Source organism: Arthrobacter sp. BG5 (assembly GCF_056680155.1).
In genome coordinates this window covers 1,242,941-1,267,659 of record NZ_CM155268.1, presented here as the reverse complement: position 1 = coordinate 1,267,659, position 24,719 = coordinate 1,242,941, and the positions used below count along the sequence as shown (strand labels likewise).

Annotated in this window: 22 protein-coding genes and 1 tRNA gene; 15 read left to right on the top strand and 8 right to left on the bottom strand. The window is 67.4% G+C overall.

Going from position 1 to position 24,719, the window contains the following annotated elements; genetic code table 11:
- Nucleotides 1–26: 26 nt before the first annotated feature.
- Together AC1MBE_RS05765 and AC1MBE_RS05760 are read left to right on the top strand one after the other, a co-directional pair.
- Entirely contained in the window at nucleotides 27–428 is a 402-nt protein-coding gene (locus AC1MBE_RS05765) for an ankyrin repeat domain-containing protein (RefSeq protein WP_479782492.1), read from the top strand.
- 100 nt (nucleotides 429–528) lie between these two features.
- The gene (locus AC1MBE_RS05760) at nucleotides 529–2,043 is read left to right on the top strand and encodes a DHA2 family efflux MFS transporter permease subunit (RefSeq protein ID WP_479781451.1); all 1,515 of its coding nucleotides are present in this window, start codon (nucleotides 529–531) and stop codon (nucleotides 2,041–2,043) included.
- On the opposite strand, the gene AC1MBE_RS05755 is transcribed toward AC1MBE_RS05760, so the two are convergent.
- The 5 genes from AC1MBE_RS05755 to AC1MBE_RS05735 all read right to left on the bottom strand — a co-directional run bounded on the left by AC1MBE_RS05755 (nucleotide 2,040) and on the right by AC1MBE_RS05735 (nucleotide 6,217).
- Nucleotides 2,040–2,750, bottom strand: a complete 711-nt coding sequence (locus AC1MBE_RS05755; RefSeq protein ID WP_479781449.1) for a GNAT family N-acetyltransferase — start codon at nucleotides 2,748–2,750, stop codon at nucleotides 2,040–2,042. The genes AC1MBE_RS05760 and AC1MBE_RS05755 overlap by 4 nt on opposite strands.
- A gap of 56 nt (nucleotides 2,751–2,806) precedes the next feature.
- Nucleotides 2,807–3,832: a 6-phosphofructokinase gene (locus AC1MBE_RS05750; RefSeq protein ID WP_479781447.1), complete on the bottom strand. Its 1,026-nt coding sequence runs from the start codon at nucleotides 3,830–3,832 to the stop codon at nucleotides 2,807–2,809.
- Between the two features lie 191 nt (nucleotides 3,833–4,023).
- On the bottom strand, nucleotides 4,024–4,278 hold the full coding sequence (locus tag AC1MBE_RS05745; RefSeq protein WP_175321158.1) for a PspC domain-containing protein: 255 nt from the start codon (nucleotides 4,276–4,278) through the stop codon (nucleotides 4,024–4,026).
- Between the two features lie 3 nt (nucleotides 4,279–4,281).
- The gene (locus AC1MBE_RS05740; protein ID WP_479781445.1) at nucleotides 4,282–4,551 is read right to left on the bottom strand and encodes a hypothetical protein; all 270 of its coding nucleotides are present in this window, start codon (nucleotides 4,549–4,551) and stop codon (nucleotides 4,282–4,284) included.
- A 1-nt stretch (nucleotide 4,552) separates the two neighbouring features.
- Complete coding sequence (locus AC1MBE_RS05735) at nucleotides 4,553–6,217, bottom strand: PspC domain-containing protein (RefSeq protein ID WP_479781444.1); 1,665 nt, start codon at nucleotides 6,215–6,217, stop codon at nucleotides 4,553–4,555.
- A 125-nt stretch (nucleotides 6,218–6,342) separates the two neighbouring features.
- Between AC1MBE_RS05735 and AC1MBE_RS05730 the strand changes: the two genes are divergently transcribed.
- Both AC1MBE_RS05730 and AC1MBE_RS05725 read left to right on the top strand, forming a co-directional pair.
- A complete protein-coding gene (locus AC1MBE_RS05730) occupies nucleotides 6,343–7,674 on the top strand; it encodes an ATP-binding protein (RefSeq protein WP_479781442.1) in 1,332 nt (443 codons plus the stop codon).
- A complete protein-coding gene (locus tag AC1MBE_RS05725; protein WP_479781440.1) occupies nucleotides 7,671–8,360 on the top strand; it encodes a LuxR C-terminal-related transcriptional regulator in 690 nt (229 codons plus the stop codon). The genes AC1MBE_RS05730 and AC1MBE_RS05725 overlap by 4 nt, the downstream gene beginning before the upstream one ends.
- 380 nt (nucleotides 8,361–8,740) lie before the next feature.
- On the opposite strand, the gene AC1MBE_RS05720 is transcribed toward AC1MBE_RS05725, so the two are convergent.
- Nucleotides 8,741–9,958 (bottom strand): pyridoxal phosphate-dependent aminotransferase, encoded by a 1,218-nt coding sequence (locus AC1MBE_RS05720; RefSeq protein ID WP_479781438.1) that lies wholly within the window; start codon nucleotides 9,956–9,958, stop codon nucleotides 8,741–8,743.
- A 288-nt stretch (nucleotides 9,959–10,246) separates the two neighbouring features.
- On the opposite strand from AC1MBE_RS05720, the gene AC1MBE_RS05715 reads away from it, so the two are divergent.
- The 10 genes from AC1MBE_RS05715 (at nucleotide 10,247) to AC1MBE_RS05670 (ending at nucleotide 18,960) form a co-directional block, all read left to right on the top strand.
- Nucleotides 10,247–10,319: transfer RNA gene (locus tag AC1MBE_RS05715), tRNA-Trp, on the top strand.
- Between the two features lie 95 nt (nucleotides 10,320–10,414).
- Nucleotides 10,415–10,684, top strand: coding sequence for a preprotein translocase subunit SecE (gene secE, locus AC1MBE_RS05710; RefSeq protein WP_346960922.1), 270 nt, complete (start codon nucleotides 10,415–10,417; stop codon nucleotides 10,682–10,684).
- A gap of 113 nt (nucleotides 10,685–10,797) precedes the next feature.
- Nucleotides 10,798–11,604 (top strand): transcription termination/antitermination protein NusG, encoded by an 807-nt coding sequence (gene nusG, locus AC1MBE_RS05705; RefSeq protein WP_479781436.1) that lies wholly within the window; start codon nucleotides 10,798–10,800, stop codon nucleotides 11,602–11,604.
- 130 nt (nucleotides 11,605–11,734) lie between these two features.
- Nucleotides 11,735–12,166: a 50S ribosomal protein L11 gene (rplK, locus tag AC1MBE_RS05700; protein ID WP_003803853.1), complete on the top strand. Its 432-nt coding sequence runs from the start codon at nucleotides 11,735–11,737 to the stop codon at nucleotides 12,164–12,166.
- 188 nt (nucleotides 12,167–12,354) lie between these two features.
- Nucleotides 12,355–13,062, top strand: coding sequence for a 50S ribosomal protein L1 (rplA, locus tag AC1MBE_RS05695; RefSeq protein WP_138768556.1), 708 nt, complete (start codon nucleotides 12,355–12,357; stop codon nucleotides 13,060–13,062).
- A 92-nt stretch (nucleotides 13,063–13,154) separates the two neighbouring features.
- Nucleotides 13,155–14,297 (top strand): GNAT family N-acetyltransferase, encoded by a 1,143-nt coding sequence (locus AC1MBE_RS05690; RefSeq protein ID WP_479781433.1) that lies wholly within the window; start codon nucleotides 13,155–13,157, stop codon nucleotides 14,295–14,297.
- A 149-nt stretch (nucleotides 14,298–14,446) separates the two neighbouring features.
- Complete coding sequence (locus AC1MBE_RS05685; RefSeq protein ID WP_479781431.1) at nucleotides 14,447–15,565, top strand: GNAT family N-acetyltransferase; 1,119 nt, start codon at nucleotides 14,447–14,449, stop codon at nucleotides 15,563–15,565.
- A 294-nt stretch (nucleotides 15,566–15,859) separates the two neighbouring features.
- Nucleotides 15,860–16,459, top strand: coding sequence for a 50S ribosomal protein L10 (gene rplJ / locus AC1MBE_RS05680; RefSeq protein WP_479781429.1), 600 nt, complete (start codon nucleotides 15,860–15,862; stop codon nucleotides 16,457–16,459).
- 78 nt (nucleotides 16,460–16,537) lie between these two features.
- A complete protein-coding gene (gene rplL / locus AC1MBE_RS05675; RefSeq protein ID WP_346960917.1) occupies nucleotides 16,538–16,912 on the top strand; it encodes a 50S ribosomal protein L7/L12 in 375 nt (124 codons plus the stop codon).
- A gap of 215 nt (nucleotides 16,913–17,127) precedes the next feature.
- A complete protein-coding gene (locus AC1MBE_RS05670; protein WP_479781426.1) occupies nucleotides 17,128–18,960 on the top strand; it encodes a bifunctional metallophosphatase/5'-nucleotidase in 1,833 nt (610 codons plus the stop codon).
- Between the two features lie 125 nt (nucleotides 18,961–19,085).
- Here the strand turns inward: AC1MBE_RS05670 and AC1MBE_RS05665 are convergent, their stop codons facing one another.
- Nucleotides 19,086–19,598, bottom strand: a complete 513-nt coding sequence (locus tag AC1MBE_RS05665; protein WP_479781424.1) for an aminoacyl-tRNA deacylase — start codon at nucleotides 19,596–19,598, stop codon at nucleotides 19,086–19,088.
- Complete coding sequence (locus tag AC1MBE_RS05660; RefSeq protein ID WP_479781422.1) at nucleotides 19,598–20,797, bottom strand: acetyl-CoA C-acetyltransferase; 1,200 nt, start codon at nucleotides 20,795–20,797, stop codon at nucleotides 19,598–19,600. Before AC1MBE_RS05660 ends, AC1MBE_RS05665 begins: the two co-directional genes overlap by 1 nt.
- Nucleotides 20,798–21,177: 380 nt before the next feature.
- On the opposite strand from AC1MBE_RS05660, the gene rpoB reads away from it, so the two are divergent.
- Nucleotides 21,178–24,693: a DNA-directed RNA polymerase subunit beta gene (rpoB, locus tag AC1MBE_RS05655; RefSeq protein WP_479781420.1), complete on the top strand. Its 3,516-nt coding sequence runs from the start codon at nucleotides 21,178–21,180 to the stop codon at nucleotides 24,691–24,693.
- The last annotated feature ends 26 nt before the right edge of the window (nucleotides 24,694–24,719 follow it).

Genomic DNA, 24,719 nt, shown 5'->3' with positions numbered 1-24,719 from the left:
ACGCGGACTCTGTCAGCGGCGGACCGGTGAACGGCAGCCCGGGAGCGGGCGCCCCCGACGAGGAGACCCTCGCGCTGGCCCACACCCTCTTCGACGCTGCCCGAGAGGGCAACTCCGCGCTGCTCGGCGGCTACCTCGCCGCAGGCGCGCCCGCCACGCTGACCAACGCGGCAGGGGATTCGCTGCTCATGCTGGCCGCCTACCACGGCCACGCGGACGCCGTCCGGCTGATCCTGGCGCACGGCGCCGACGCCAACACGGCCAACGACCGCGGGCAGACGCCGCTGGCCGGGGCTGTGTTCAAGGGCTACCCCGACGTCGTCCGGATCCTCGTGGACGCCGGTGCCGACCCCGACGCCGGACACCCCTCCGCCCGGGCCGCGGCGCAGATGTTCGCCCGGACCGAAATCCTGGCGCTTCTACGCTGAACCGGCCACCGTCGCGCCGGCCGCCGCGGGAACCTGCACCACCGGCTAGATCCCGGTTCCACCAAAACTTCAGCCCGGCAACAGCACCGTAAGGAACCTCATGGAAAACGTAGCGAGGCCCTGGGCCGCCCTTTGGTCGCTGGTGATCGGATTTTTCATGATCCTGATCGACACCACCATCGTCTCGGTGGCCAATCCCCGGATCATGGAAGGCCTGAACGCCGACATCAACTCGGTGATCTGGGTGACCAGCGCCTACCTGCTCGCCTACGCCGTTCCGCTGCTCATCGCAGGCCGGCTGGGTGACCGCTTCGGTCCCAAGAAGCTGTACCTGTCCGGACTGGTCGTGTTCACTCTCGCATCGCTGTGGTGCGGGCTCTCCGGCGACGTCCACACCCTGATCGAGGCCCGGGTGTTGCAGGGCCTCGGGGCCGCGATGATGACGCCCCAGACCATGGCGGTCATTACCCGGATCTTCCCGCCGGACCGCCGCGGCGCGGCCATGGGCATCTGGGGTGCCACGGCCGGCGTGGCCACCCTGGTGGGACCGATCCTGGGTGGTGTCCTGGTGGACGGGCTGGGCTGGGAGTGGATCTTCTTCATCAACATTCCGGTGGGCATCACCGGCTTCATCCTCGCTCTACGCTTTGTTCCGTCGCTCAGCACCCACCCGCACAAGTTCGACATCCCCGGCGTGCTGCTGAGCGCCCTCGGCCTGTTCCTGCTGGTGTTCGGCATCCAGGAGGGCGAAACCTACAACTGGGGCACCATCACCGGCCCCATCACCGTGTGGGGACTGATCATCGGCGGCATTGTCGTCCTGGTCGCGTTCGTGGCCTGGCAGCGGGTCAACAAGGGCGAGCCGCTGCTGCCGCTGGGGCTGTTCAAGGACCGCAACTTCTCGCTCGCCAACGTGGGCATCACCACGGTCGGCTTCACCGTCACCGCCTTCAGCCTCCCGCTGATCTTCTACTACCAGGTGGTCCGCGGACTGACCCCGACGCAGTCCGCGCTCATGATGGTTCCCATGGCGGTCATCTCCGGCGGCCTGGCACCGGTCGTGGGCAAGATCATCGACCGGGTCAACCCGAAATTCATCACGGCCGCGGGCCTGACCCTGATGTCCGTGGCGTTGTTCTGGAACGCCGCGCTGATGCACCCGGACACGCCCATCTGGCTCTTCCTGCTTCCCAGCGCGGTGCTGGGGTTCGCGAACGCCGGCATCTGGGCGCCGCTAAGTTCCACCGCCACCCGGAACCTGCCGCCCCGGCAGGCGGGGGCCGGTTCCGGCGTCTACAACACCACCCGCCAGATCGGCGCGGTCCTGGGCAGCGCGGCCATCGCGGTGCTGATCCAGGCCCGGCTCGCTGCGGAGCTTCCGGCGGCGCCGGGAGCCCCGGGGGAGTCCAGCCCAATGGCGTTCGGCGGCGCGCTGCCCGCGGCGCTGCACGAAGGTTTCTCGACGGCGATGGGCCAGTCCATCCTGCTGCCCGCCGCGGTGATCCTGTTGGGCGCGGCCGTGGCGCTGTTCTTCGCCAAGCCCCAGCCGCAGCAGGGCTGGGGAGCGCCGGGCATGGTTCCTGCCGCGGACGGCGCCGAGGCCGCGCGCGGCTAGCCCAGCAGCACGCTGGTCTGGATGCCGCCGGCGGTGAAGCCCAGGCTCCGGGCCAGCGCCAGGGACCCCTTGTTGCTGACGTCGGAGCGCCACTGCAGCGTCAGGCCCGAGGCCAGTGCCTCGTGGGCGGCAATCGACGCGGCCAGCGTCCCGACGCCGCGGCGCCGCCACTCGGGTGCCACCAGCACGCCAAGCTGCGCCAGGATGCCTTCCCACTCGGTGTAGGCGCCGCAGGCCACGGGCGTCCGGCCGCCGTCGTCGACATGCATGATCGTAAAGCGGTGCTCAAGATCCGCCAGGCCCACCTCGTTGACATCGTCCGGCGGGCACAGCGCTTCGAGTTCGATCGCTTCCGGGTTCCCGTGCGAGACGGTTAGCTCCTCGGCCGGCTGCTGCAGCGGCAGGTCGTCCGCGAAGAACAGTGCGGCGGCGCCCAGCCCGTGGCCGCCGTGCCCGCGGGTGATGGTCAGCAGGGTCACGTGCTGCGCCAGTTCTTCGTCGGTATACCCGGCGGCCGCGTCAAGGGCCCATTCAGGCCCGACCAGCGCGGAGCTGCCGAACAGGCGGACAAACTGCAGGGAGCGGGCAGCGTCGTCGGCGCGGGTGAGCCGGCGGCCCCGGGCGGTGGCGAAAGCGCCGTCGTCGAGCCCCAGCCGGCGGGCCCAGGCGAGCTGGATGATTTCAGCGGAACCGGGGGCGAGAGTCATGCCTCAACCCTACCCAGCGGCGGCTCCCAGCCGGGAAACCCCAGCCGGGGGAGGCCTCAGCCGAAGAGAACCGCGGCCTCCTCGTAGCGGTGCTGCGGCACGCTCTTGAGGTTGCCGAGGGCGGCGTCAAAGCCGACGTGGACGATGTCGGTGCCGTTGAGGGACACCATGGTTCCCCAGCGCTGCTCCACCACCGAATCGATCGCGGCCATGCCCAGGCGGGTCGCCAGCACCCGGTCGAAGGCGGTGGGGACGCCGCCGCGCTGGATGTGGCCCAGCACCGTGGCGCGGGTCTCGATCCCGGTCCGGGCCTCGAGCTCGGGGGCCAGGAGTTCGGCGATGCCGCCCAGGCGCGGGCGGCCGAAGGTGTCCAGTCCGCGCTCCGAGTGCGGGGATTCCTGGCCTTCGGGGACGAAGCCTTCCGCGACCACTACCAGCGGGGCGCGGCCGCGGTCGCGGGCCGAGACGACCCATTCGGTGATCTGTTCCATCGAGGCCTTCTGCTCGGGGATCAGGATGGCGTGGGCGCCGGAGGCCATGCCGGCGTGCAGCGCGATCCAGCCGACATGGCGGCCCATGACCTCGGCGATCATGGTCCGGTGGTGGGACTCCCCGGTGGTGCGGAGGCGGTCGATGGCCTCGGTGGCGATCTCGACGGCGGTGTCGAACCCGAAGGTGTAGTCGGTGGCGTCGAGGTCGTTGTCGACGGTCTTGGGCACGCCGACGATCTTGAGGCCGGCGTCGGTCAGGCGCTTCGCGGCGGCGAGGGTGCCTTCGCCGCCGATGGCGATGATGGCGTCGATACCGAGCCGGTCCATGTTGGCCTTGATGACGTCGGGGCCGCCGTTGTTCTCGAACGGGTTGGTCCGGGACGTGCCAAGGATGGTCCCGCCCTGCTTCGCGATGCCGCGGACCAGGGCGCGGGGGATGTCGATGACGTCGCCCTCCACCACGCCGCGCCAGCCGTCCAGGAACCCCACGAATTCGTGGCCGTGCACGGCGATGCCCTTCAGGACGGCGCCGCGGATCACGGCGTTCAGTCCGGGGCAGTCTCCGCCGCTGGTGAGGATTCCAATTTTCATGTCTCGGCTCAAATCCTGGTTCGAAGGTGTACAGGCAGAGCGCCACGCTGAGCTCACCTAGAAGTCTACTGGCGCATGTGGGGCAGGACACAAACCGTGACCCACGCACAGTGCCCCCGCCGGCGGGGCGGGGGCACTGTGTGCGGGACGCGTGCTTCGCGTGGTGCGGTTCCGGGCGCCTCAGGGGCGGCTCAGGGCCGGCCAGCGCGCTTCTCGAGGAAGGACTCGAGGATGATCGCGTTCCGCTGGTCCGGCAGGATCAGCCAGGCCGCCAGGTAGAACACGAAGGCGGGGCCGGGGATCAGGGCGAACAGCAGGTAGCCGATCCGGACGTACGCGACGTCGACGTTCAGTTTGGCGGCAATTCCGCCGCAGACGCCGCCCAGCCAGCGCTGCGGACCGCGTTTCAGGCCGAGGCCCCGGACGATGCTGAAGAACTTATCCATGGTTCAAGACTTCCCTGTTGTAGTTTCTTTGTCACGTCCGCGGGCGGACAACAGTCCGCCGATGACCAGCGCGGCGCCGGCCCCGATCATCAGTCCGATCAGCACGTAGGTGCCGTTCAGTGCGACCAGGCCGAGCCGGGAGATGATGATCAGTGCGGCCAGGGCCAGCACGATCAGTCCCCAGACCACCGTCCCCACCCGGGCCCGGGGGCCGCCGGCAGCCGCCGGCTGCGCGTTGGATTCCGGCGTTCCCGCCGGGTCGTAGCTGCTCATGTCAGTTGCCTTCCTTCACGGTGATGTTGCTCAGGGTCCCGGAGATCTTCACGATCAGGCGGCTGCCTGGCCTATCCGTGTTGTAGTCGCTCTGCTGGGTTGTCACGCCGCTGTGGTTGCCGCGGCCGTCGTTGAGGTTGCCCATGGTCATGTCCGCCTGGACCTGGACCGGGACGTTGGTGGGGATGGCCACCGTGACGTTGCTCGCCGTGGCATCCAGCCGGACCACGACGTCGGATCCCAGGGGCGGGGTCAGGTTCAGCTTGGTCAGGTCCACCGCGCCGGTGCCGCCGGTGATGTCGAAGCCGTCCCGGGCCTGCTCGATACTCACCGGAGCCCAATCGATGTTCTGGAAGCGCGCCCGGTCGGCATTGGGGACGAGGTTGAAGATCCCGCCAATGACCAGCGCCACGACGGCGAAGAAGCCCAGGACTCCGGCGGTGCGGCCCCGGAGCCCGGACACCAGAATCCCCAGCCCCAGCACGGCCGCGCCGCTGGCCCACACCACCGCGTTGCCCGCGGTACCGAGGTTGATGGCGTGCGCGGCATCGAGTGCCTTGATGCCGCCGCCCACCAGGAGGGCGATGCCGGCGGTCACGGCCACGGCAGGGGCGCCCGGGCCGAGGTTGCGGGGCTTTGGGGCCGGCGCCGGGCGCGGCACGTAGTTGTATCCGCCGCCGTAGGGCGGGGCGGGAGCCGGGGAGGGCGGTGCAGCCCAGCCGGACGCCGCTCCGGGTTGATCCTCGCCGTAGCGTCCCGGGAGTCCTTCCAGCGGGAGGGTCTGGTTGGAGAGGGTTTGGTTGGAGAGGGGCTGGCTGGAGAGGGGCTGGTTGGGAGCCGCAGCCGCAGTGCCGGCGCTGCCGTAGGCGCTGCCGGCGTCGTCGCCTGGCGTGGCGGAACTTCCGGTGCCGGTGCCTTCTGCGCTGCCGCTGGCACCCGCCGCACTCCAGCCAGTGCCGCCCGGCCCTTGGCCTGGCCCCTGGCCCGGGGACATAGGGGTCCCTGCGGCACGGGCCTTGTTGCGCTGGGTCAGATAGTAAATGACGTAGATGGCACCGCCCACCCAGAACACCGTCCAGACGAAGGCGCCGAAGCCGTAGCGGTCCCAGCCCCAGACACCGCTGCCCAGGCTGGGGAATCCGATGATGGTGGTTATCAGGGCGCCGGTCATACCTGAGCTCCAGCGGCCCGCGGCTGCCTCCTGGACATGGATCCGTCCGTCCGGCTCGGGCAGCAACGCCCACGCCAGGCCGTAGAACAGGACGCCCACGCCGGCAAACACCGTCAGGACAATCAGGATGCCGCGCACAATCAGAGGGTCGACACCGAGCCGCTGGGCTATGCCGCTGGCGACGCCGCCGATCCAGCGCTCGCGGCCCCGGTAGATGCCGTGGCTGCGAACCCAGTCAAAGAAGTTCTGCGGCTGCGGGCCTCGGCCCGGCGCGCCGGTGTAAGGCGGCGGGGTGGGCCCGGAATACGAACCGGCATAGGAGGGGTACTGGCCGCCCGGCGGATAGAGGGGCGGTGCTTCCCCGGCAGGTTCGCCGGGTGCCGGGGGAGTGGCCCCGGAGCTGTCTGCGGGGCCGGTGGAAGAGTCGCCCGGGGTGCCTTCCGGCCGGCCCGGAGCGTTCGGGTCCTCGTCGGGGTGCGGAGTATGCGGATTCATACCTCGATCCTCCCGCCAGCAGGGTCCCGCGCTCTACTGGGGAAGACCCTGAACGATCCCTGAGCGGCCCCCGGTTCAGCCCGAAAACGGCTCCGGGGAACCCCGGTCCGTGTTTGGATTGACCCATGACGACAGCCGTTTCCCGCCCGCCGCTGGCCCGCAGCAGCGACCGCGTCATCGCCGGTGTCTGCGCGGGCCTGGCCCACCACCTGGGCTGGCCGGTGCAGATGGTCCGGATCGGCATGGTGGTGGCGGCGCTCGCCGGCGGGGCCGGCGTCGCCTTCTACGCCTGGCTCTGGATCATGGTCCCCACCGCGGACGAGAGCGCCAAGCGCAACGCCCGCCAGCCGGCGTCGCCGATCGCCCCTGCCGTGAGCGGGCGCCCTGTCAGCGGGCCCCCGACCGGCGCTCCGGCCGGGTCCCGGCGGACCCGGTTGCCCGGCATGCCCTACGGCAAGGAAATCCTGCTCGGCGCCGGGCTGCTGCTGGCCGCCGGAATCCTGATCGCGCGGCTCTTTGGCCTGGACGTCCCGCTGGGCACCCTGATCCCTGTTGCCGCGATCCTTGGCGGCGCCGCCATTGCCTGGATGCAGCTGGACGAAACCCGGCGCGCGGGCATCGTAGACAAAACCAAAGCCGACCAGGCCGGCGGCTGGGCCAGGCTCGCGGCCGGACTCGCGCTGGTGGTGGCCGGGGTGCTGCTGATGGTCTCCGGGTCCGGCTCCTGGGAACAGACCTGGCTCGCCCTCCTGGCCTCAGTGGCCGTTCTGGGCGGCGTCGCGCTGGTGCTGCTGCCCTGGGGGTTGAAGTTCTGGCGCGATCTGGAGGCCGAACGCGCCGGCCGCGTGCGGGCCACCGAACGCGCCGAGATCGCCGCCCACCTGCACGACTCCGTTCTCCAGACCCTGGCGCTGATCCAGCGGCGGGCCGGCAATGAGCACGACGTCGTCCGCCTCGCCCGCGCCCAGGAACGCGAACTGCGGGGCTGGCTCTACCGGGACCCGGGCCGCGACGCAGGCCAGCTTTCCGACGCGATCAAGGCGGCTGCCGCGGAGGTGGAGGACTCGCTGGGGCACGCCGTGGAAGTCGTGACCGTGGGCGACTGCGCCATGACCGAACGCCTCGAGGCCATGGTGCAGGCGGCCCGGGAAGCCATGGTCAACGCCGCCCGCCACGGCGGCGGCGCCGTGTCGGTGTACCTGGAAGCCACCGAGTCCGCCGCCGAGGTGTTCGTCAAGGACCGCGGGCCGGGGTTCGATCCGGGGGCCATCCCGGCGGACCGCCTGGGCGTGCGGGAATCCGTGATCGGACGGATGCGGCGCCACGGCGGCACCGCCGTCATCGCCAGCAGCCCCGACGGCACCGAGGTGCGGCTCCGGCTGCCATTCGCGGCCGCCGCAGGGACTAACGGGGCAGGAACCAACGGAACCGGGATCAACGGAGAGGAAACACAGTGAGCAGCCAACCAGAGGGCACCGGCGGGGCCGGGACTCCGCCCGGGGCCACGCGCGTGGTGATCGTCGATGACCACGCCATCTTCCGCTCCGGTTTGAAGGCCGACCTGGATCCCGGCATCGTCGTCGTCGGGGAAGCGGGAACCGTGGAGGAGGCCGTTGCCGTCATCGCTCAGGCGCGTCCCGACGTCGTACTGCTGGATGTCCACCTCCCCGGCGGACTGGGCGGCGGCGGACGCGACGTGCTGGCCGGCTCCGCGGCACTGCTGGGCAGCACCAAGTTCCTTGCGCTGAGCGTTTCGGATGCCGCCGAGGACGTCGTCTCGGTAATCCGCGCCGGCGCGCGGGGCTATGTCACGAAGACCATTTCCGGAGCCGAGATCAGCGACGCGGTGCGCCGTGTGGCAGGCGGAGACGCCGTCTTTTCACCGCGGCTGGCGGGCTTTGTCCTCGACGCCTTCGGCACCGCGCCCGCGGACATCGCCGACGACGAACTGGACCGGCTCTCGGCCCGCGAACTCGAGGTCATGCGGCTGATCGCCCGCGGCTACAGCTACAAGGAAGTCGCCAAGGAGCTGTTCATCTCGATCAAGACGGTCGAAACCCACGTCTCGGCGGTGCTGCGCAAACTCCAGCTGTCCAGCCGGCACGAGCTGACACGTTGGGCCGCGGAGCGCCGCCTCCTCTGACCTTCCCTCACGTCTGGCGGCGTCCCACCAGACGCTCCCGCACGTCCGGCGGCTTCCCACCGGACGCTCCCTCACGTCTGGCGGCTTCCCACCCGACGCTCCCTCACGTCTGACGGCTTGCCACCAGACGCTCCCTCACGTCTGGCGGCTTCCCACCGGACGCTCCCTCACGTCCGGCGGCTTCCCACCCGACGCTCCCTCACGTCTGACGGCTTGCCACCAGACGCTCCCGCAGGTCTGGCGGCTTTAGGACGAACGCTCCGGCAGTGAGTGCGGGAGCGTTCGCGGGGCTTGTGCAGGACCTGAGGGAGCGGTGGCGGTACACCGGCTAAAAGTGAGGGAGCGTCGGGTTTATTGCTGCAAGATCTGAGGGAGGGTTGTTATTTGGCCTTGCCGAGGAAGTCCTGGAGTCGGCCGACCCCGGTGGCAAGGTCCTCGTCGCCCAGCGCGTAGGACAGGCGCAGGTAACCGGAGGGGCCAAAAGCCTCGCCCGGCACCACAGCGACTTCCACCTCGTCGAGGATGAGCGCGGCGAGTTCGGCCGACGTCGAGGGCCGGACCGGGCCGTTCGCGGTGGGGAACTCCTTGCCCAGCAGCGCCCGGACGTCGGCGTAGACGTAGAAGGCACCCTTGGGCGTGGGGCAGTCCACGCCGTCGATCGCGTTAAGCCCGGCCACGATGGCCTTCCGGCGCCGGTCAAAGGCCACCTTCATCTCGTCCACCGCGGTCAGCGGGCCCGAAACGGCTGCGAGGGCGGCGATCTGCGGGATGTTGGAAACGTTGGAGGTCGCGTGCGACTGCAGGTTGGTTGCGGCCTTGATGACGTCGGCCGGGCCGATCATCCAGCCGACCCGCCAGCCCGTCATGGCATAGGTCTTTGCCACGCCGTTGAGGATGACCACCTTGTCGCCAAGTTCGGGGACGGCCGTGGCGATCGAGGTGAAGGGCACGCCGTCGTACGTCAGGTGCTCGTAGATCTCATCCGTGACCACCCACAGGCCCTTGGCGGCGGCCCACTGGCCGATCTCCTTGACCTGCTCCGGGGAGTAGACGGCCCCGGTCGGATTGGACGGGGAGACGAACAGCAGGATCTTGGTGCGGTCCGTGACGGCCGCTTCGAGCTGGTCCACGGTGACCAGGTATCCCTGCTCCGGGCCGGCGAAAACCTCCACCGGCACGCCGCCGGCCAGCCGGATCGCTTCCGGGTAGGTGGTCCAGAACGGCGTCGGGACAATCACTTCGTCGCCCGGGTCCAGCAGTGTGGCAAAGGTGTTGTAGACGGCCTGCTTGCCGCCGTTGGTCACCAGCACCTGCGAGGCCTCGGCCTGGTAGCCGGAGTCCCGGAAAGTCTTGTCCGCGATGGCCTGCTTCAGTTCGGGCAACCCGCCGGCGGGAGAGTAGCGGTGGTACTTCGGCTGGCTGGCGGCCCCGATGGCGGCCTGGACGATGTAGTCGGGGGTCGGGAAGTCAGGTTCTCCGGCGCCGAAGCCGATCACCGGCCGGCCGGCCGCCTTCAACGCCTTCGCCTTGGCATCGACAGCCAGTGTGGCGGATTCGGCTATGGCGGAAATGCGCTGGGAAATGCGGGCGGCAGGCATTGCGGGTCCGTTCTTCGCGTGCAGCTCGTGGCTGGATGTGGGATTCGACGGAATCTACTCTATGCTGTTCAGCGGATCCTCCGGGGTGCCGGGTGGGAATGTGACCCGCAGCGGGAATGGGACTGACGAGTCAGCCGATTTCCGCAGGCAACCAGGGGTCCGGACAGGGCCGGTTCGACGTGGGCGCAGTTGTTGCGTAGACTGGTTCTCCGGTGTTGAAAACACGATGATGGCGTGCGCCTCAGGGAAGCCTGCAGGAAAACGCATTCAGACCGGTTTTCGATCCATAGGGTAGTGGCGCAATTGGTAGCGCAGCGGTCTCCAAAACCGCAGGTTGCAGGTTCGAGTCCTGTCTGCCCTGCGCAAGCTGTTCCGGGGGTTTACCGGAACCGGCGCAGCAACCATGGTTCAGTCCAGAGCCGGGTATCCGACATCGCGAGGATGAGTGAGGATCAGGTGACCGAAACAGCTGCCAGCAGCTCCAAAGGCCGCCCCGCCAAGAATGCCCCCAAGGCAGGATTCTTCGCTCGGATTGCACTCTTCGTCCGCCAGGTCATCGGCGAACTGAAGAAAGTCGTTGCACCCACCCGCAAGGAACTGATCAACTACACGCTCGTGGTGCTGGTGTTCGTGGTCATCATGATGGTGATCGTCACCCTGCTGGACTTGGCCTTCGGGACCGGAGTGAGCTGGGTCTTCGGCGGAACAGGCGCCACGGACCGCTAAGGCGACCGGTCCGCAGACTGCGTGGATCTCCGGGAAATACGGAGCTTCCGCGGGGTGTGCGGAATTGAGTCATTTAAATAGGCATGTTAGGCAATGAGGAAGCAGGAGACCAAGTGTCTGAGCAGGAGCTCGAGGTAACTGAGACTGAGCTGGATAAGAGCCAGGACGCCGCGGTGGAAGCCGCGGAAGGGTCCGAGGCCGAGTCTGCTGCGCCCGAATCCGACGCCGCCGACGAGTCTGCTGACGAGGCCGTAGCCGTCGAGGACACCGCAGCCGGTGAAGAGGGCGACGCCCTGGCAGCCGCCGCCGCTGCGGCCGAGGTCGACCCCGCCGATGAATTCCGCGCCAAACTGCGCCGCCAGGAGGGTGACTGGTACGTCATCCACTCCTACGCCGGCTACGAAAACCGCGTCAAGGCCAACCTTGAGACCCGCATCCAGACCCTGGACATGGAAGATTACATCTTCGAAATCCAGGTCCCGATGGAGGAAGTCGTTGAGATCAAGAACGCTCAGCGCAAGGTCATCAACCGCGTCCGCATCCCCGGCTACGTCCTGGTCCGCATGGACCTGACCGACGCCTCCTGGGGCGCCGTCCGCCACACGCCCGGCGTCACCGGCTTCGTGGGCAACGCCCACAACCCCGTGCCGCTGCGCCTGGACGAGGTCTTCTCCATGCTCGCCCCGGTCTTCGAAGAAGAGCAGGCCGAGAAGGGCAAGCCGGTCAAGCACGCTGCCGCCGCGGTCGACGTCGACTTCGAGGTCGGCGAGTCGGTCATCGTCAAGGAGGGCCCGTTCGAGACCCTTCCCGCCACGATCTCCGAGATCAAGGTCGATTCGCAGACCCTGGTGGTGCTCGTCTCCATCTTCGAGCGCGAGACCCCGGTCACCCTGGCGTTCAACCAGGTCAGCAAGATCTAGCAACACCCACAGAATTCGCCCCGGGCTGCCCGCTTAGCAGCTTCGGAGCGGCCGGCCGCCTCGCCATGGCGGCCAACAACCTGAGGCACGCTCCTGTGTCCCAGGACGTAATTGAGAGAAGGACCCTACATTGGCTCCCAAGAAGAAGGTCACCGGCCTCATCAAGCTGCAGATCCAGGCAGGTGCCGCCAACCCGGCCCCGCCGATCGGTCCTGCGCTTGGCCAGCACGGTGTCAACATCATGGAATTCTGCAAGGCGTACAACGCTGCGACGGAAGCCCAGCGCGGCAACGTTATTCCGGTTGAAATCACCGTCTACGAAGACCGTTCATTCACGTTCATCACCAAGACCCCGCCGGCTGCAGAGCTCATCAAGAAGGCTGCAGGCGTCGCCAAGGGTTCGGCTACCCCGCACACCGTCAAGGTTGCCAAGCTGACCCAGGCCCAGGTCAACGAGATCGCCTCCACCAAGATGGAAGACCTCAACGCCACCAGCCTGGAAGGCGCCGCGAAGATCATCGCCGGCACCGCCCGCTCCATGGGTATCACCGTCGAGGGTTAATTCCCCCACCGCTGATGCGGCGCCGGGTCCGGGAAACCGGGAACGACGCCGGGCAGCACCGCCGGGCGACCGGCACCACCTAAACATTGAAATATCGGGACCCGCAACGGATAAACCGTCCGGAATCCCGACTGTGGCAGGGCCCAGCGCGGTCCGCAGACCACAACTGCACAAGGAGAATAAGCAGCATGGCAAAGCGCAGCAAAGCATATGAGGCAGCCGCCGCCAAGATCGACGCGGAGAAGTTCTACGCGCCGTTCGAGGCAGTGACCCTCGCCAAGGACACCAACCCGTCCAAGTTCGACGCTACCGTTGAGGTCGCGTTCCGCCTCGGCGTCGACCCCCGTAAGGCCGACCAGATGGTCCGTGGCACCGTCAACCTGCCGCACGGCACCGGCAAGGTCGCCCGCGTCCTCGTCTTCGCCACCGGCGACAAGGCCGAGGCCGCAATCGCAGCCGGCGCCGACTTCGTTGGTTCCGACGACCTGATCGAGAAGATCGCCGGCGGCTGGACCGACTTCGACGCCGCCGTCGCCACCCCTGACCTCATGGGCAAGGTTGGCCGCCTCGGTAAGGTCCTGGGCCCGCGTAACCTGATGCCGAACCCGAAGACCGGCACTGTCACCGCGGACGTCACCAAGGCTGTCAACGACATCAAGGGCGGCAAGATCGACTTCCGCGTCGACAAGCACTCGAACCTGCACTTCATCATCGGCAAGGTTTCCTTCGACGCCATCAAGCTGGCCGAGAACTACGCTGCCGCTCTGGAAGAGGTCCTGCGCCTCAAGCCGTCCGCTTCCAAGGGCCGCTACATCCAGAAGGCCACCGTTGCCACCACGTTTGGCCCGGGCATCTCGGTTGACCCCAACGTCACCAAGGTCCTGACCGAGGTCTAATCCAGTCGGCTTGCCTAACAGGCAGAGAAAAGACCGTCCCGCAGCCGCGGGGCGGTCTTTTCTGCATCCCGGACGGCGGTTAGGCTGACCCGGTGACTGCCGTCCCGTACCTCGTCGAACCCCTGCACCTCCCGGAGACCATCGACGCGCTGGACGCCGCGGAATTCCTCGAATTCGGCCGGCTCTGCGACGCACTCACCCTGGAGACCTGGGGCAACCTGGACCGGGCGACCGCCGCCCGAGCACGGCTGCGCTACTGGCGGGACAACGCCTACACCCGGATGCGGATCTTCTTCGTCCGCGTCGACGGCAAGATGGTGGGAAAGTCCTGGATCCGCTTCGAGCAGCAGGAGAACCTCGGCAGCGCCCTCCTGCACGTGGCTGTGCTGAACGCCTACACCGGCCGCGGGGTCGGCCGTGCGCTGCTGGATCACGCGCAATCGCTGGCCGCCGCCAACGGCCGCACCGTCCTGATGAGTTTCACCGAACACCCGGCGGACTTCGACGCCGACGGGCCGGACGTGATGACACCGGTGACCGGCACCGGCGCCCTGCCGACGTCGGCACGCGGCGTCCGCTTCGCCGCGGCGGCGGGCTACCGGCTGGAACAGGTCTCGCGGTTCAGCAGCCTGGATGTCGCCGCCGCGGTGCCGGGCCTGGACCGGCTGGAACGGGACGCGCAGACCAAGGCCGCCGGCTACGAGCTGCTGTGCTGGACGGACCACTGCCCGGAGGAGTACGTGGCGCAGTTGGCGGTCCTGATGTCACGGATGAGCACGGACGCGCCGACCGGCGGGCTCAGCTACGACGAGGAGACCTGGGATGTCGCACGCGTGCGCCACGTCGAGGACACCTGGAAACAGGCCGGCAACGTCTCGCTCGTGGCGGCGGCCCGCCACCGGCAGGGCGGCGAACTGGCGGCCTACTCGGTGCTCGAACTGGCGCCCAGCAAACCGTGGCTCGCCGAGCAGGACGACACCCTGGTGGCCGCCAGCCACCGCGGGCACCGCCTGGGCATGCTGGTGAAGATTGCCAACCTCCGCCGGCTGGCCGGCTACCCGGACGTCCAGCGGGTCACCACCTTCAACGCAGCCGAAAACGACCACATGCTCGCCATCAACGTCGCCCTCGGCTTCCGCCCTGCCGGCTGGGACGGGGAATGGCAGCGGTCCGTCGCCCCGGAAGCCGTGGGAAGGGCTGTGCAAGCCGCGGGAAGTACCCCGGCATCCGGGTGAGGTGCGCCGGCGTCGGGTGCCGCCGGAAAGTCCCCGGTGCGGGCCATGGAATGCGGACCCAAACGGGCATATGCTGACGCTTGAAAGCCCGGCGCGAGCCGGGCAACGCATGAGGCGGCAGAGCATTGAGCGGCAGGATGGCTGGGAACATGCCCGCTAAGGCACACGAGGTACGGGTCGAGCAGCTCTGGATCCCGGATTCGCTGGACGGACCGGATGCAGCGGACTTCCTTGCCGCCGTGGAAGTGGGGCGGAAGGTCCGGATGGAGACCTGGGGGAGCGACGACCTCGCCTACGCCCCGCTGGAGAAGCTGCTGGAAATGGCGGACCCCTATGAGCGCCAGGTCATCCTCGTGGCCAAGGTCGACGGCGAGATCGTCGGAACGGTGGACATTGCCCTGCCGCTCGCGGACAACCTCGACCTGGCCGAGTTCACCCTCGACATCCTGCCGGAGTTCCAGGGCCGCGGCGTCGGCCGGCAGCTGTTGGAGGCCGCGGAGCACCTGGCCCGGGAAGAGGGCAGGCGCACCATCCTGATCGACACCAACCACCCGGGCGCGACGCTGTCGGACAGCAAAGCCGGGCAACTCATTCCCGGCACCGGCATGGGCTTCGTGCCGCTGAACAGCCGGGATGTCGAGTTCGCCCGGCACACCGGCTACACCCTGCAGCACATCGAACAGTTCAGCTCCTGCGCCCTCCCGCTGGACAGCAAGCTGGTCGCCGAGCTGCAGGCCGAGGCCGACGCGGCCAACGCCGGCCGGTACCGGCTGCACCACTGGACGGACCGCTGCCCCGAGCAATGGCTCGAAGCCGTCGCCGCCCTGGAGAACCGGGCCGGGGAGGACGGGATCCCCGGCGCCGACGACGGGGACCTGGTGTTCGACGGCGGCCTCCTCCGCGAAGCGGAAGACGTCGCCATCGCACAGGGCCGCCGGACGGTGGTCACCGCCGTCGAGCACCTCGCCAGCGGGGCGCTGGTGGGGCTGACCACCATCACCGTCCTGGCGTTGCGCCCCGACGTCGTCTTCCAGGACGACACGGTGGTGCTGCGCGAGCACCGGGGCAACAAGCTGGGCCTGCTGATCAAAGTGGCCAACATGGAACGGCTCACCGAACAGTTCCCGGACGCCCGCGTGCTGTACACCTGGAATGCCCCGGAAAACCGCTACCTGCTGACCGTCAACCAGCAGCTCGGCTTCACCACCGCGGGCGTGACGGGTATCTGGCAGAAGGAACTGCCGGACTTCGGACCCAGCGTCAGCTGAGCCGATTTGGAACACACGGGGCGCGTCCCGTAAGCTGGGGGAACCAAAGACCGTCGGTTGTTGGAAATCCACTCTCCCAAGCAAGGCTCAATTCTGCAGCTGCGCCCGGGAGGCCCAGTGGGTCTCCGGACGAAGGACCCTGAACATAGGGCGGCCGGCGCAGGTGAACGAAGCAAAGCTCCGCGGCTTGACCGCGTTGAGCCAAGCCCCGTGCATCTGCGCGGGGCGTTTTTAGTTTTTAGCTCATCTGAGCGGGGACCCGGACAAACCGGCACTATCCCCGGAAGGAGGGTTATGGCAACGCCTAGCAAGGTTTCAGCAGTAGCTGAGATCACTAACGATTTCAAGGAATCGAACGCCGCTGTCCTGACCGAATACCGTGGGCTCACCGTTGCACAGCTCAAGCAGCTGCGTGTTTCTCTCGGCCAGGAAACCAAGTTCTCGGTCGTCAAGAACACCCTGACCGCCATTGCAGCCAAGGAAGCTGGTGTCGAAGCATTCGACGGACAGCTCGCCGGCCCCACTGCAATCGCGTTCATCAAGGGTGACGCAGTTGCCGCTGCCAAGAGCCTGACGGATTTTGCCAAGGCCAACAAGCAGCTGGTCATCAAGACCGGTTACTTCGAGGGCAAGGCACTGAACGCCAGCGAAGTTGCTGCCCTGGCAGCACTCGAGTCCCGTGAGCTGCAGCTCGCCAAGGTTGCAGGCATCCTCAAGGCTCCTGCTGCCGCTGCTGCACGCATCATCGACGCACTGCGCCTCAAGCTTGAAGAAGAGAACGGTGCACCGGCAGCTGCCGAAGCGCCCGCCGCTGAAGAAGCAGAAGCCCCCGCAGCCGAGGCTCCGGCCGACGCTGCAGCTCCGGCCGAAGCCGCAGCTGCCGAAGAGAACTAACTCTCTTACAAACCAGACTCCGGTGCTAAGGCGCGGCCCAGGCCGCCCAGGCACCACCTATAGGAAGGACGCCACACCATGGCGAAGCTCAGCAACGAAGAGCTCATTGAAGCTTTCAAGGAACTGACCATCATCGAGCTCTCCGAGTTCGTCAAGCTCTTCGAAGAGACCTTCGAAGTTACCGCTGCCGCTGTTGCAGTTGCCGGCCCCGCCGGTGGCGCTGCTGAAGAGGTTGAAGAGAAGACTGACTTCGACGTCATCCTCGAGGCTGCTGGCGACAAGAAGATCGCAGTGATCAAGGAAGTTCGCGCCATCACCTCCCTCGGCCTCAAGGAAGCCAAGGACCTGGTTGACGGTGCACCGAAGGCTGTTCTCGAAGGCGCCACCAAGGAAGCCGCCGAGAAGGCCAAGGCTCAGCTCGAAGAGGCCGGCGCAACGGTTACCCTCAAGTAACTCGCCCTGCCCGGGGCGTTCGACCAGCTCGAACGGCCCAGCTTTTCCGGGAAACCCCGTCCACTCCGGTGGGCGGGGTTTCCTGCGTCCGGCGCCGGGCGGGACCTGGGTAAACCTTGAGTAAATGATTGTCTGCTCTCCTTTTCAGGATGCGGCGCGGCCCTTAGACTTTGGCCTTGTGCCGACCGGCCGCAAAACCCTGAGGAGCCTACACAATGACCGATCCCAACCCCGCGTTCTCCCGCCGCGCCATGCTCACCGCGGCCTTCGTCGGCGGCAGTGCTGCCGCGGCCGCTCTGTCCGCCCCGGCGGCGCAGGCCGCGCCGGCCAACAACGGCAAGAAACAGTTCAACCTGACCGTGCTCGGCACCACTGACCTGCACAACAACGTCTTCAACTGGGACTACTTCAAGGACGTGCCCTACTCCGACGCCGCGGGAAACAAGATCGGCATCGCCCAGGCGGCCACCCTGATCAAGGCCGTCCGGGCCGAGCGGGGCGCCGGCAACACGCTCACCATCGACTCCGGGGACACCATCCAGGGCACGCCCCTGGCCTACTACTTCGCCAAGGTGAATCCCATCTCGGAGACCGTCAAGCACCCCATGGCGCTGGCCATGAACGCGGTGGGATACGACGCCGTCGCGCTCGGCAACCACGAGTTCAACTACGGCATTCCGATGCTGCGGACCTGGGAAAAGCAGCTGGACTTCCCGCTGCTGGGGGCCAACGTGCACGACGCCGTCACCGGCCAGCGCGCGTTCACCCCGTACGTCCTCAAGCGCGTCAAGACCGGGAACGGCTGGCTGACGGTGGGCCTGGTCGGCTTCGTGACCCCCGGCTGCGCGCTCTGGGACCGCGACAACGTCCAGGGCAAGCTCGACTTCAACGGAATCGTCGAGGAGGCCAGGACCGTCATCCCGCAGATGAAGGCCGCCGGCGCCGACGTCGTCATCGTCTCCAGCCACTCGGGCGCGACGCCGGGTTCCTCCTACGGGGACGCACTGCCGTTCGCCGAAAACGCCTCCACGCAGCTCGCCGAGGAAGTCCCGGGCATCGACGCGATCCTCGTCGGGCACGCGCACCTGGAGATCCCGGAACGGTTCGTCACCAACAAGGCCACCGGCCGGCAGGTCCTTCTCACCGAACCCCTGAAGTGGGGGATGCGCGTCGCCGTGATCGACCTGCAGCTCGCCAAGGACCGCGGGCAGTGGACCGTCACCTCGGCGCACTCGCACCTGCTGGACGCCAAGACCGTCGAGGCGGATCCCGCCGTCGTCAGCGCGGTGCAGGCCGGGCACGAGGCGACCGTCAAGTACGTCAACCAGGTGATCGGGACGTCCACCGCGCCGTTGAGCACGGCGACCGCCTGCTGGGGGGACTCGGCCGCGATCGACGCGATCAACTACGTCCAGGCCAGCACCATCAAAGCGGAGCTGGCCAACGGTCCGGCGGCCGGGCTGCCGGTCCTGTCCATCGCGGCGGCGTTCTCCCGCTCGGTGGACGTCAAGGCCGGCCCGCTGACCATCCGCGACGTGGCCGGACTGTACATCTTCGACAACACGCTGCTCTCCATCAAGGTCACCGGCGCCCAGGTCAAGGCCTACCTCGAGTGGTCCGCGCAGTACTTCAAGCCGGTGTCCGGCACGACCGCCCGCGCGCAGGACGTCACGAACGCCGTCACCGCGCTGGCGCCCAACGGCACCCCGGACTACAACTACGACGTCGTCTACGGCCTGGACGCCCCGCTGGACTACGAGATTGACCTGGCCCGTCCCGCGGGGGACCGGATCAGGAACCTGTCGTACGGCGGCTCGCCGGTGGCGGCGGAGCAGGAGTTCGCGATGGCGGTCAACAACTACCGGCAGAGCGGCGGCGGCGGCTTCCCGGCCGTGAAGGCGGCACCGGTGCTCTCGAACAGCCAGCAGGAGATCCGGCAGCGCATCATCGACTACGTCGTGGCCCGCGGCACCCTGGACGCGGCCGTGTTCAGCCAGAGCAACTGGCGGCTCACGGTCAACGGCGAACCGCTGACCGTCACCGCCTGACGGACGGTCCCACCCCCATCGATTGCTCCGTAACCGCCGTTATCAGTCCCCATAACGGCAGTTACGGAGCAATCGACGGCCCGGGCCGCGGAGGGCCGGCGCCGCGGGCACTTAACCCGGGCGTGCTACTCGGATGCGAGCGGCTCGGTGATGTCCGCGACGACGGCGTCCAAGGCTGCGGTGAGGGCGTCGGCGTCGACGAAGGCGCTGTAGCCGTGTTCGCCGGCGCCCATCGAGATCCGCCGGCCGGTGATGGTGCTGTCGGCGTAGACCGGCCACGGGGAGCTGCTGCCCAGCGGGGTGATGGTGCCGCGCTCGTAGCCGGTCGCGGCGAGGGCGACGTCGGCGCTGGGCAGCGAGAGCTTGTTAACGCCCACCAGCTGGCGTAGCTTGGGCCAGGAGATCTGGCGGTCGCCCGGGACGAGAGCGAACAGGAAGCTGCCGTCCTTGTGCTTGACCACAAGGGACTTCACGATGTCCCCGGGGGTGATGCCGAGGATGCCGGCGGCCTCCTCCAGGCTGCTGGCAGCCAGCCGCTCCACCAGCTCGACCTCCAGGCCGCGCGCGGCGGCGTCGGCCAGGAAACGCTTCCTGCCGGCACCGCCGCCGCGGCCCTCGCCGGAGATGAGTTCGGTCATCAGTCGCGGTACAGCAGCAGGGCCTCGCCCTGGCCGCCGCCGCCGCAGAGCGAGACGGCGGCCTTGCCGCTGCCGCGCCGCTTCAGCTCATGGGCCGCGTGCAGGGCCAGCCGGGCTCCGGAAGCGCCGATCGGGTGCCCCAGGGCGATGGCGCCGCCGTGGATGTTGCACTGCTCCAGCGGGTAGTCGAGGTCCTTGAGGGACTGCACGGCCACGGACCCGAAGGCCTCGTTGATCTCGATGAAGTCCAGGTCCGCGGTGGACCAGCCGGCCTTGTCCAGCGCGCTCTTGATCGCGTTGGAGGGCTGGGAGTGCAGCGAATTGTCCGGGCCGGCAACCTGCCCGGGCTTGCCGACCACGGCCAGGTACTCCAGGCCGTGCTCCTCGGCGAACCTCCGCGAGGTGAGGACCAGGGCGGCGGCGCCGTCCGAGAGCGGGGACGAGTTGCCGGCCGTGATCGTGCCGTCGGTGGCGAAGGCCGCGCGCAGGCCGGCCAGGGACGAAACGGACGTGTCCGGGCGCACCCCCTCGTCGGTGCCGACCACCACCGGGTCGCCCTTGCGCTGCTTGACGCTGATCGGGGCGATTTCGCCGTCGAAGACCCCGTCCTTCGCTGCCGTGGCGGCGCGCTGGTGCGAGGCCGCTGCGACCTCGTCCTGGGAGGTGCGGTCGATGCCGAGCGTGACGTTCTTGCTCTCCGTGGACAGGCCCATCGACTGGCCGTCGAAGGCATCGGTGAGGCCGTCGTGGGCGGCGGCGTCGAGTGCCTGGACGGAGCCGTAGGTCCAGCCCTGCCGCGAGCCCGGCAGCAGGTGCGGTGCCCGGCTCATCGACTCCTGGCCGCCGGCGACGACGACGGTCGCGTCGCCGCTGCGGATCATCCGGGCCGCGTCGATCACGGCCGTGAGGCCGGAGAGGCAGACTTTGTTGATGGTCACGGTGGGGACGTTCCAGCCGATGCCCGCGCCGATGGCGCTCTGCCGGGCCGGGTTCTGGCCCGCGCCGGCCTGCAGGACCTGGCCCATGATGACCGAGTCGACCTGGTCCGCCGTCACTCCGCTGGCGGCCAGCGCCGCCCGGATCGCGTGGGTGCCCAGTTCGACGGCGGTGAAGCTGGCCAGCTGCCCGTTCAGCCGGCCCTGCGGGGTGCGGGCGGCGGCGAGGATGACAACATCATTGTTGTCCGCGGAGTTGCTCATGGTTATCTCTTCCGATCTCTAACGATGTATCCCAAGGTTATCGTGAGCCCCGTCACGGAGCCATTCGGCGGTGCGCCAGGGCAGGGCCCGGGGGAGCGGGGGCCGTGCTTGCATTCGCGCCGCAAGTGGGGTAGACAAGTAGGTTGCTTTGCCGTATCGTAGATATTTGCGTCTTCCCTGTTTACCTTCAGCCTTCATATAGCGGTGGGCTTAGCCTGACAGCTGCTCCATCAATGTGCCGTCTACAACGTGCACCAGCATGGACAGCGCGGGTCCCGGGTCATATAGCGGAACCGGACTGGTAGCGCTGCGAAGTCACTTCGCAGGGTACATAACGGGGGAGATCTGAAAACGCCTGAAGGTCTGTGGAAGGATCCCTCTTGGTCGCCTCGAGCACCTCTAATGTAAACAACGCTACCGCTATTAATGCCGACAGCACCGACGGTGCAACCCGCCGGCTCTCCTTCGCAAAGATTCACGAACCGCTTGACGTTCCGAATCTGCTTGCCCTGCAAACCGACAGCTTTGACTGGCTGGTCGGCAACGAACGCTGGCAGGCACGCGTCGCGAAAGCCGTCGAAGAAGGCGACCTCAGTGTCGCCACCACGTCGGGCCTGTCTGACATCTTCGAAGAGATCTCCCCGATCGAGGATTTCCAGGGCACCATGTCCCTGAGCTTCTCCGAGCCGGAGTTCGCTGATCCGAAATACACCATGGCCGAATGCAAGGACCGGGACGCTACGTACTCGGCTCCGCTGTACGTCAAGGCCGAATTCATGAACAACAACACGGGCGAAATCAAGCAGCAGACCGTGTTCATGGGTGACTTCCCGCTGATGACCGAGAAGGGCACCTTCGTGGTCAACGGCACCGAGCGTGTCGTCGTCTCCCAGCTGGTCCGTTCCCCGGGCGCCTACTTCGAGCGCACCGCGGACAAGACCAGCGACAAGGACATCTTCACCGCGAAGATCATCCCGTCCCGCGGCGCCTGGTTCGAACTCGAAATCGACAAGCGCGACCAGGTCGGCGTCCGCCTCGACCGCAAGCGCAAGCAGTCCGTCACCGTGCTGCTGAAGGCCCTCGGCTGGACCGAAGGGCAGATCCTCGAAGAGTTCGGCCAGTACGACTCCATGCGCGCGACGCTGGAGAAGGACGCCACCGAAACCCGCGAAGACGCCTTGCTGGACATCTACCGGAAGCTGCGACCGGGCGAGCCGCCCACCGTCGAGGCTGCCCAGTCCCTGCTGGACAACCTGTACTTCAACTCCAAGCGCTACGATCTGGCCAAGGTCGGCCGTTACAAGATCAACCGCAAGCTTGGCATCGACCGCTCCCTTGGCGACAAGGAAGCATCCGTGCTGCACGTTGAAGACATCGTTGCCATGATCAAGTTCCTGGTAGCCCTGCACGCCGGTGAGAAGACCCTCACGGGCAAGCGCGACGGCCAGGACCACGAGCTGCGCGTCGAGATCGACGACATCGACCACTTCGGCAACCGCCGCATCCGCGCCGTCGGCGAGCTCATCGAGAACCAGGTCCGCACCGGCCTGTCCCGCATGGAGCGCGTCGTCCGCGAGCGTATGACGACCCAGGACGTCGAGGCCATCACGCCGCAGACCCTGATCAACATCCGCCCCGTCGTGGCAGCCATCAAGGAGTTCTTCGGAACGTCCCAGCTGTCGCAGTTCATGGACCAGAACAACCCGCTCTCGGGCCTCACCCACAAGCGCCGCCTGTCCGCGCTTGGCCCGGGTGGTCTGTCCCGTGACCGCGCCGGCATGGAAGTTCGTGACGTGCACCCGTCCCACTACGGACGTATGTGCCCGATCGAGACTCCTGAAGGCCCGAACATCGGTTTGATCGGTTCGCTGGCTTCCTACGGACGCATCAACCCGTTCGGCTTCATCGAGACCCCGTACCGCCTCGTCTCCGAGGGTGTCGTTTCCGATGAGGTCCAGTACCTCACCGCCGACGACGAGGCCGAGGTCCTGATCGCACAGGCCAACGCCCCGCTCGACGAGAACAAGCGTTTCGCCGAAGAGACCGTGCTGGTCCGTGCCCGTGGTGGTGGAGGCGAGCCCGTGCTGGTCCCCGCCGCCGACGTCGAGTTCATGGACGTTTCCCCGCGCCAGATGGTGTCCGTGGCAACCGCCCTGATCCCGTTCCTCGAGCATGACGATGCAAACCGCGCACTCATGGGCGCCAACATGCAGCGCCAGGCTGTGCCGCTGGTCCGTTCCGAGGCGCCGTTCGTCGGCACCGGCATGGAGCGCGCCGCCGCCGTCGACGCCGGTGACGTTGTCATCGCGAAGAAGGCCGGTGTGGTCACCGAGGTTTCCGCCGAGCTCGTCATCATGCTCAACGACGACGGCACCGAAACCAACTACCGGATCAACAAGTTCGCCCGCTCCAACCAGGGCAACTGCTACAACCACCGTGTCCTGGTGAACGAAGGCCAGCGCCTGGAGGTCGGCGGCATCATCGCCGACGGCCCGGCAACGGACCAGGGCGAACTCGCCCTCGGTAAGAACCTGCTCGTGGCGTTCATGTCATGGGAAGGCCACAACTTCGAGGATGCCATCATCCTGTCCCAGCGGATCGTGGCCGAGGACGTCCTGTCCTCGATCCACATCGAGGAGCACGAGATCGATGCCCGCGACACCAAGCTTGGTGCCGAGGAAATCACCCGTGACATCCCGAACGTGTCCGAGGAAGTCCTGGCAGGCCTGGACGAGCGCGGCATCATCCACATCGGTGCCGAGGTTGAAGCCGGCGACATCCTGGTCGGCAAGGTCACCCCCAAGGGCGAGACCGAGCTGACCCCGGAAGAGCGCCTGCTGCGCGCCATCTTCGGTGAGAAGTCCCGCGAAGTGCGCGACACCTCCCTGAAGGTCCCGCACGGCGAGTCCGGCACCGTGATCGGTGTCCGCGTCTTCGACCGCGACAACGACGACGAGCTGCCCCCGGGCGTCAACCAGCTGGTCCGCGTCTACGTGGCCGCCAAGCGCAAGATCACCGACGGCGACAAGCTCGCCGGCCGTCACGGCAACAAGGGTGTTATCTCCAAGATCCTCCCGATCGAGGACATGCCCTTCCTTGCCGACGGTACCCCCGTTGATATCGTCCTGAACCCGCTGGGTGTTCCGGGCCGTATGAACGTCGGCCAGGTGCTCGAAACGCACCTCGGCTGGGTTGCCAAGACCGGCTGGAAGATCGAAGGCGAGCCCGAGTGGGTCAAGCAGCTGCCGAACCTGCCGCGCGAAAGTGGCCAGACCACTGTCGCCACGCCGGTGTTCGACGGTGCGCGTGAAGAGGAAATCACGGGCCTGCTCGACTCCACCAACGTCACCCGCGACGGGGACCGCCTGATCAACTCCTCGGGCAAGACCCGCCTGTTTGACGGCCGCTCCGGCGAGCCGTTCCCGGATCCGATCTCGGTCGGCTACATGTACATCCTGAAGCTCCACCACCTGGTGGACGACAAGATCCACGCGCGCTCCACCGGCCCGTACTCCATGATCACGCAGCAGCCGCTGGGTGGTAAGGCACAGTTCGGTGGCCAGCGCTTCGGTGAAATGGAAGTGTGGGCGCTCGAAGCCTATGGCGCCGCCTACACGCTCCAGGAGCTCCTTACGATCAAGTCGGATGATATCCACGGTCGTGTGAAGGTCTACGAAGCCATCGTCAAGGGCGAGAACATCCCGGAGCCGGGCGTTCCTGAGTCCTTCAAGGTCTTGATCAAGGAAATGCAGTCGCTGTGCCTGAACGTGGAAGTGCTTTCCACGGACGGAACCACAATTGAAATGCGTGACTCTGATGACGCAGTCTTCACGGCTGCGGAAGAACTGGGCATCGATCTGTCTCGTGCAGAGCCCAGTTCCGTAGAAGAGGTCTAGCAGGTAGGGGTCGGGGAAAAGCAAGC

Bases quoted from the DNA above. Each gene is read 5' to 3' on its own strand.
- AC1MBE_RS05760 (WP_479781451.1), top strand. From the start codon at position 529: ATGGAAAACGTAGCGAGGCCCTGGGCCGCCCTTTGGTCGCTGGTGATC.
- AC1MBE_RS05755 (WP_479781449.1), bottom strand. From the start codon at position 2,750: ATGACTCTCGCCCCCGGTTCCGCTGAAATCATCCAGCTCGCCTGGGCC.
- AC1MBE_RS05750 (WP_479781447.1), bottom strand. From the start codon at position 3,832: ATGAAAATTGGAATCCTCACCAGCGGCGGAGACTGCCCCGGACTGAAC.
- AC1MBE_RS05745 (WP_175321158.1), bottom strand. From the start codon at position 4,278: ATGGATAAGTTCTTCAGCATCGTCCGGGGCCTCGGCCTGAAACGCGGT.
- AC1MBE_RS05740 (WP_479781445.1), bottom strand. From the start codon at position 4,551: ATGAGCAGCTACGACCCGGCGGGAACGCCGGAATCCAACGCGCAGCCG.
- AC1MBE_RS05735 (WP_479781444.1), bottom strand. From the start codon at position 6,217: ATGAATCCGCATACTCCGCACCCCGACGAGGACCCGAACGCTCCGGGC.
- AC1MBE_RS05730 (WP_479781442.1), top strand. From the start codon at position 6,343: ATGACGACAGCCGTTTCCCGCCCGCCGCTGGCCCGCAGCAGCGACCGC.
- AC1MBE_RS05720 (WP_479781438.1), bottom strand. From the start codon at position 9,958: ATGCCTGCCGCCCGCATTTCCCAGCGCATTTCCGCCATAGCCGAATCC.
- rplA (WP_138768556.1), top strand. From the start codon at position 12,355: ATGGCAAAGCGCAGCAAAGCATATGAGGCAGCCGCCGCCAAGATCGAC.
- AC1MBE_RS05685 (WP_479781431.1), top strand. From the start codon at position 14,447: ATGCCCGCTAAGGCACACGAGGTACGGGTCGAGCAGCTCTGGATCCCG.
- rplJ (WP_479781429.1), top strand. From the start codon at position 15,860: ATGGCAACGCCTAGCAAGGTTTCAGCAGTAGCTGAGATCACTAACGAT.
- rplL (WP_346960917.1), top strand. From the start codon at position 16,538: ATGGCGAAGCTCAGCAACGAAGAGCTCATTGAAGCTTTCAAGGAACTG.
- AC1MBE_RS05670 (WP_479781426.1), top strand. From the start codon at position 17,128: ATGACCGATCCCAACCCCGCGTTCTCCCGCCGCGCCATGCTCACCGCG.
- AC1MBE_RS05665 (WP_479781424.1), bottom strand. From the start codon at position 19,598: ATGACCGAACTCATCTCCGGCGAGGGCCGCGGCGGCGGTGCCGGCAGG.
- AC1MBE_RS05660 (WP_479781422.1), bottom strand. From the start codon at position 20,797: ATGAGCAACTCCGCGGACAACAATGATGTTGTCATCCTCGCCGCCGCC.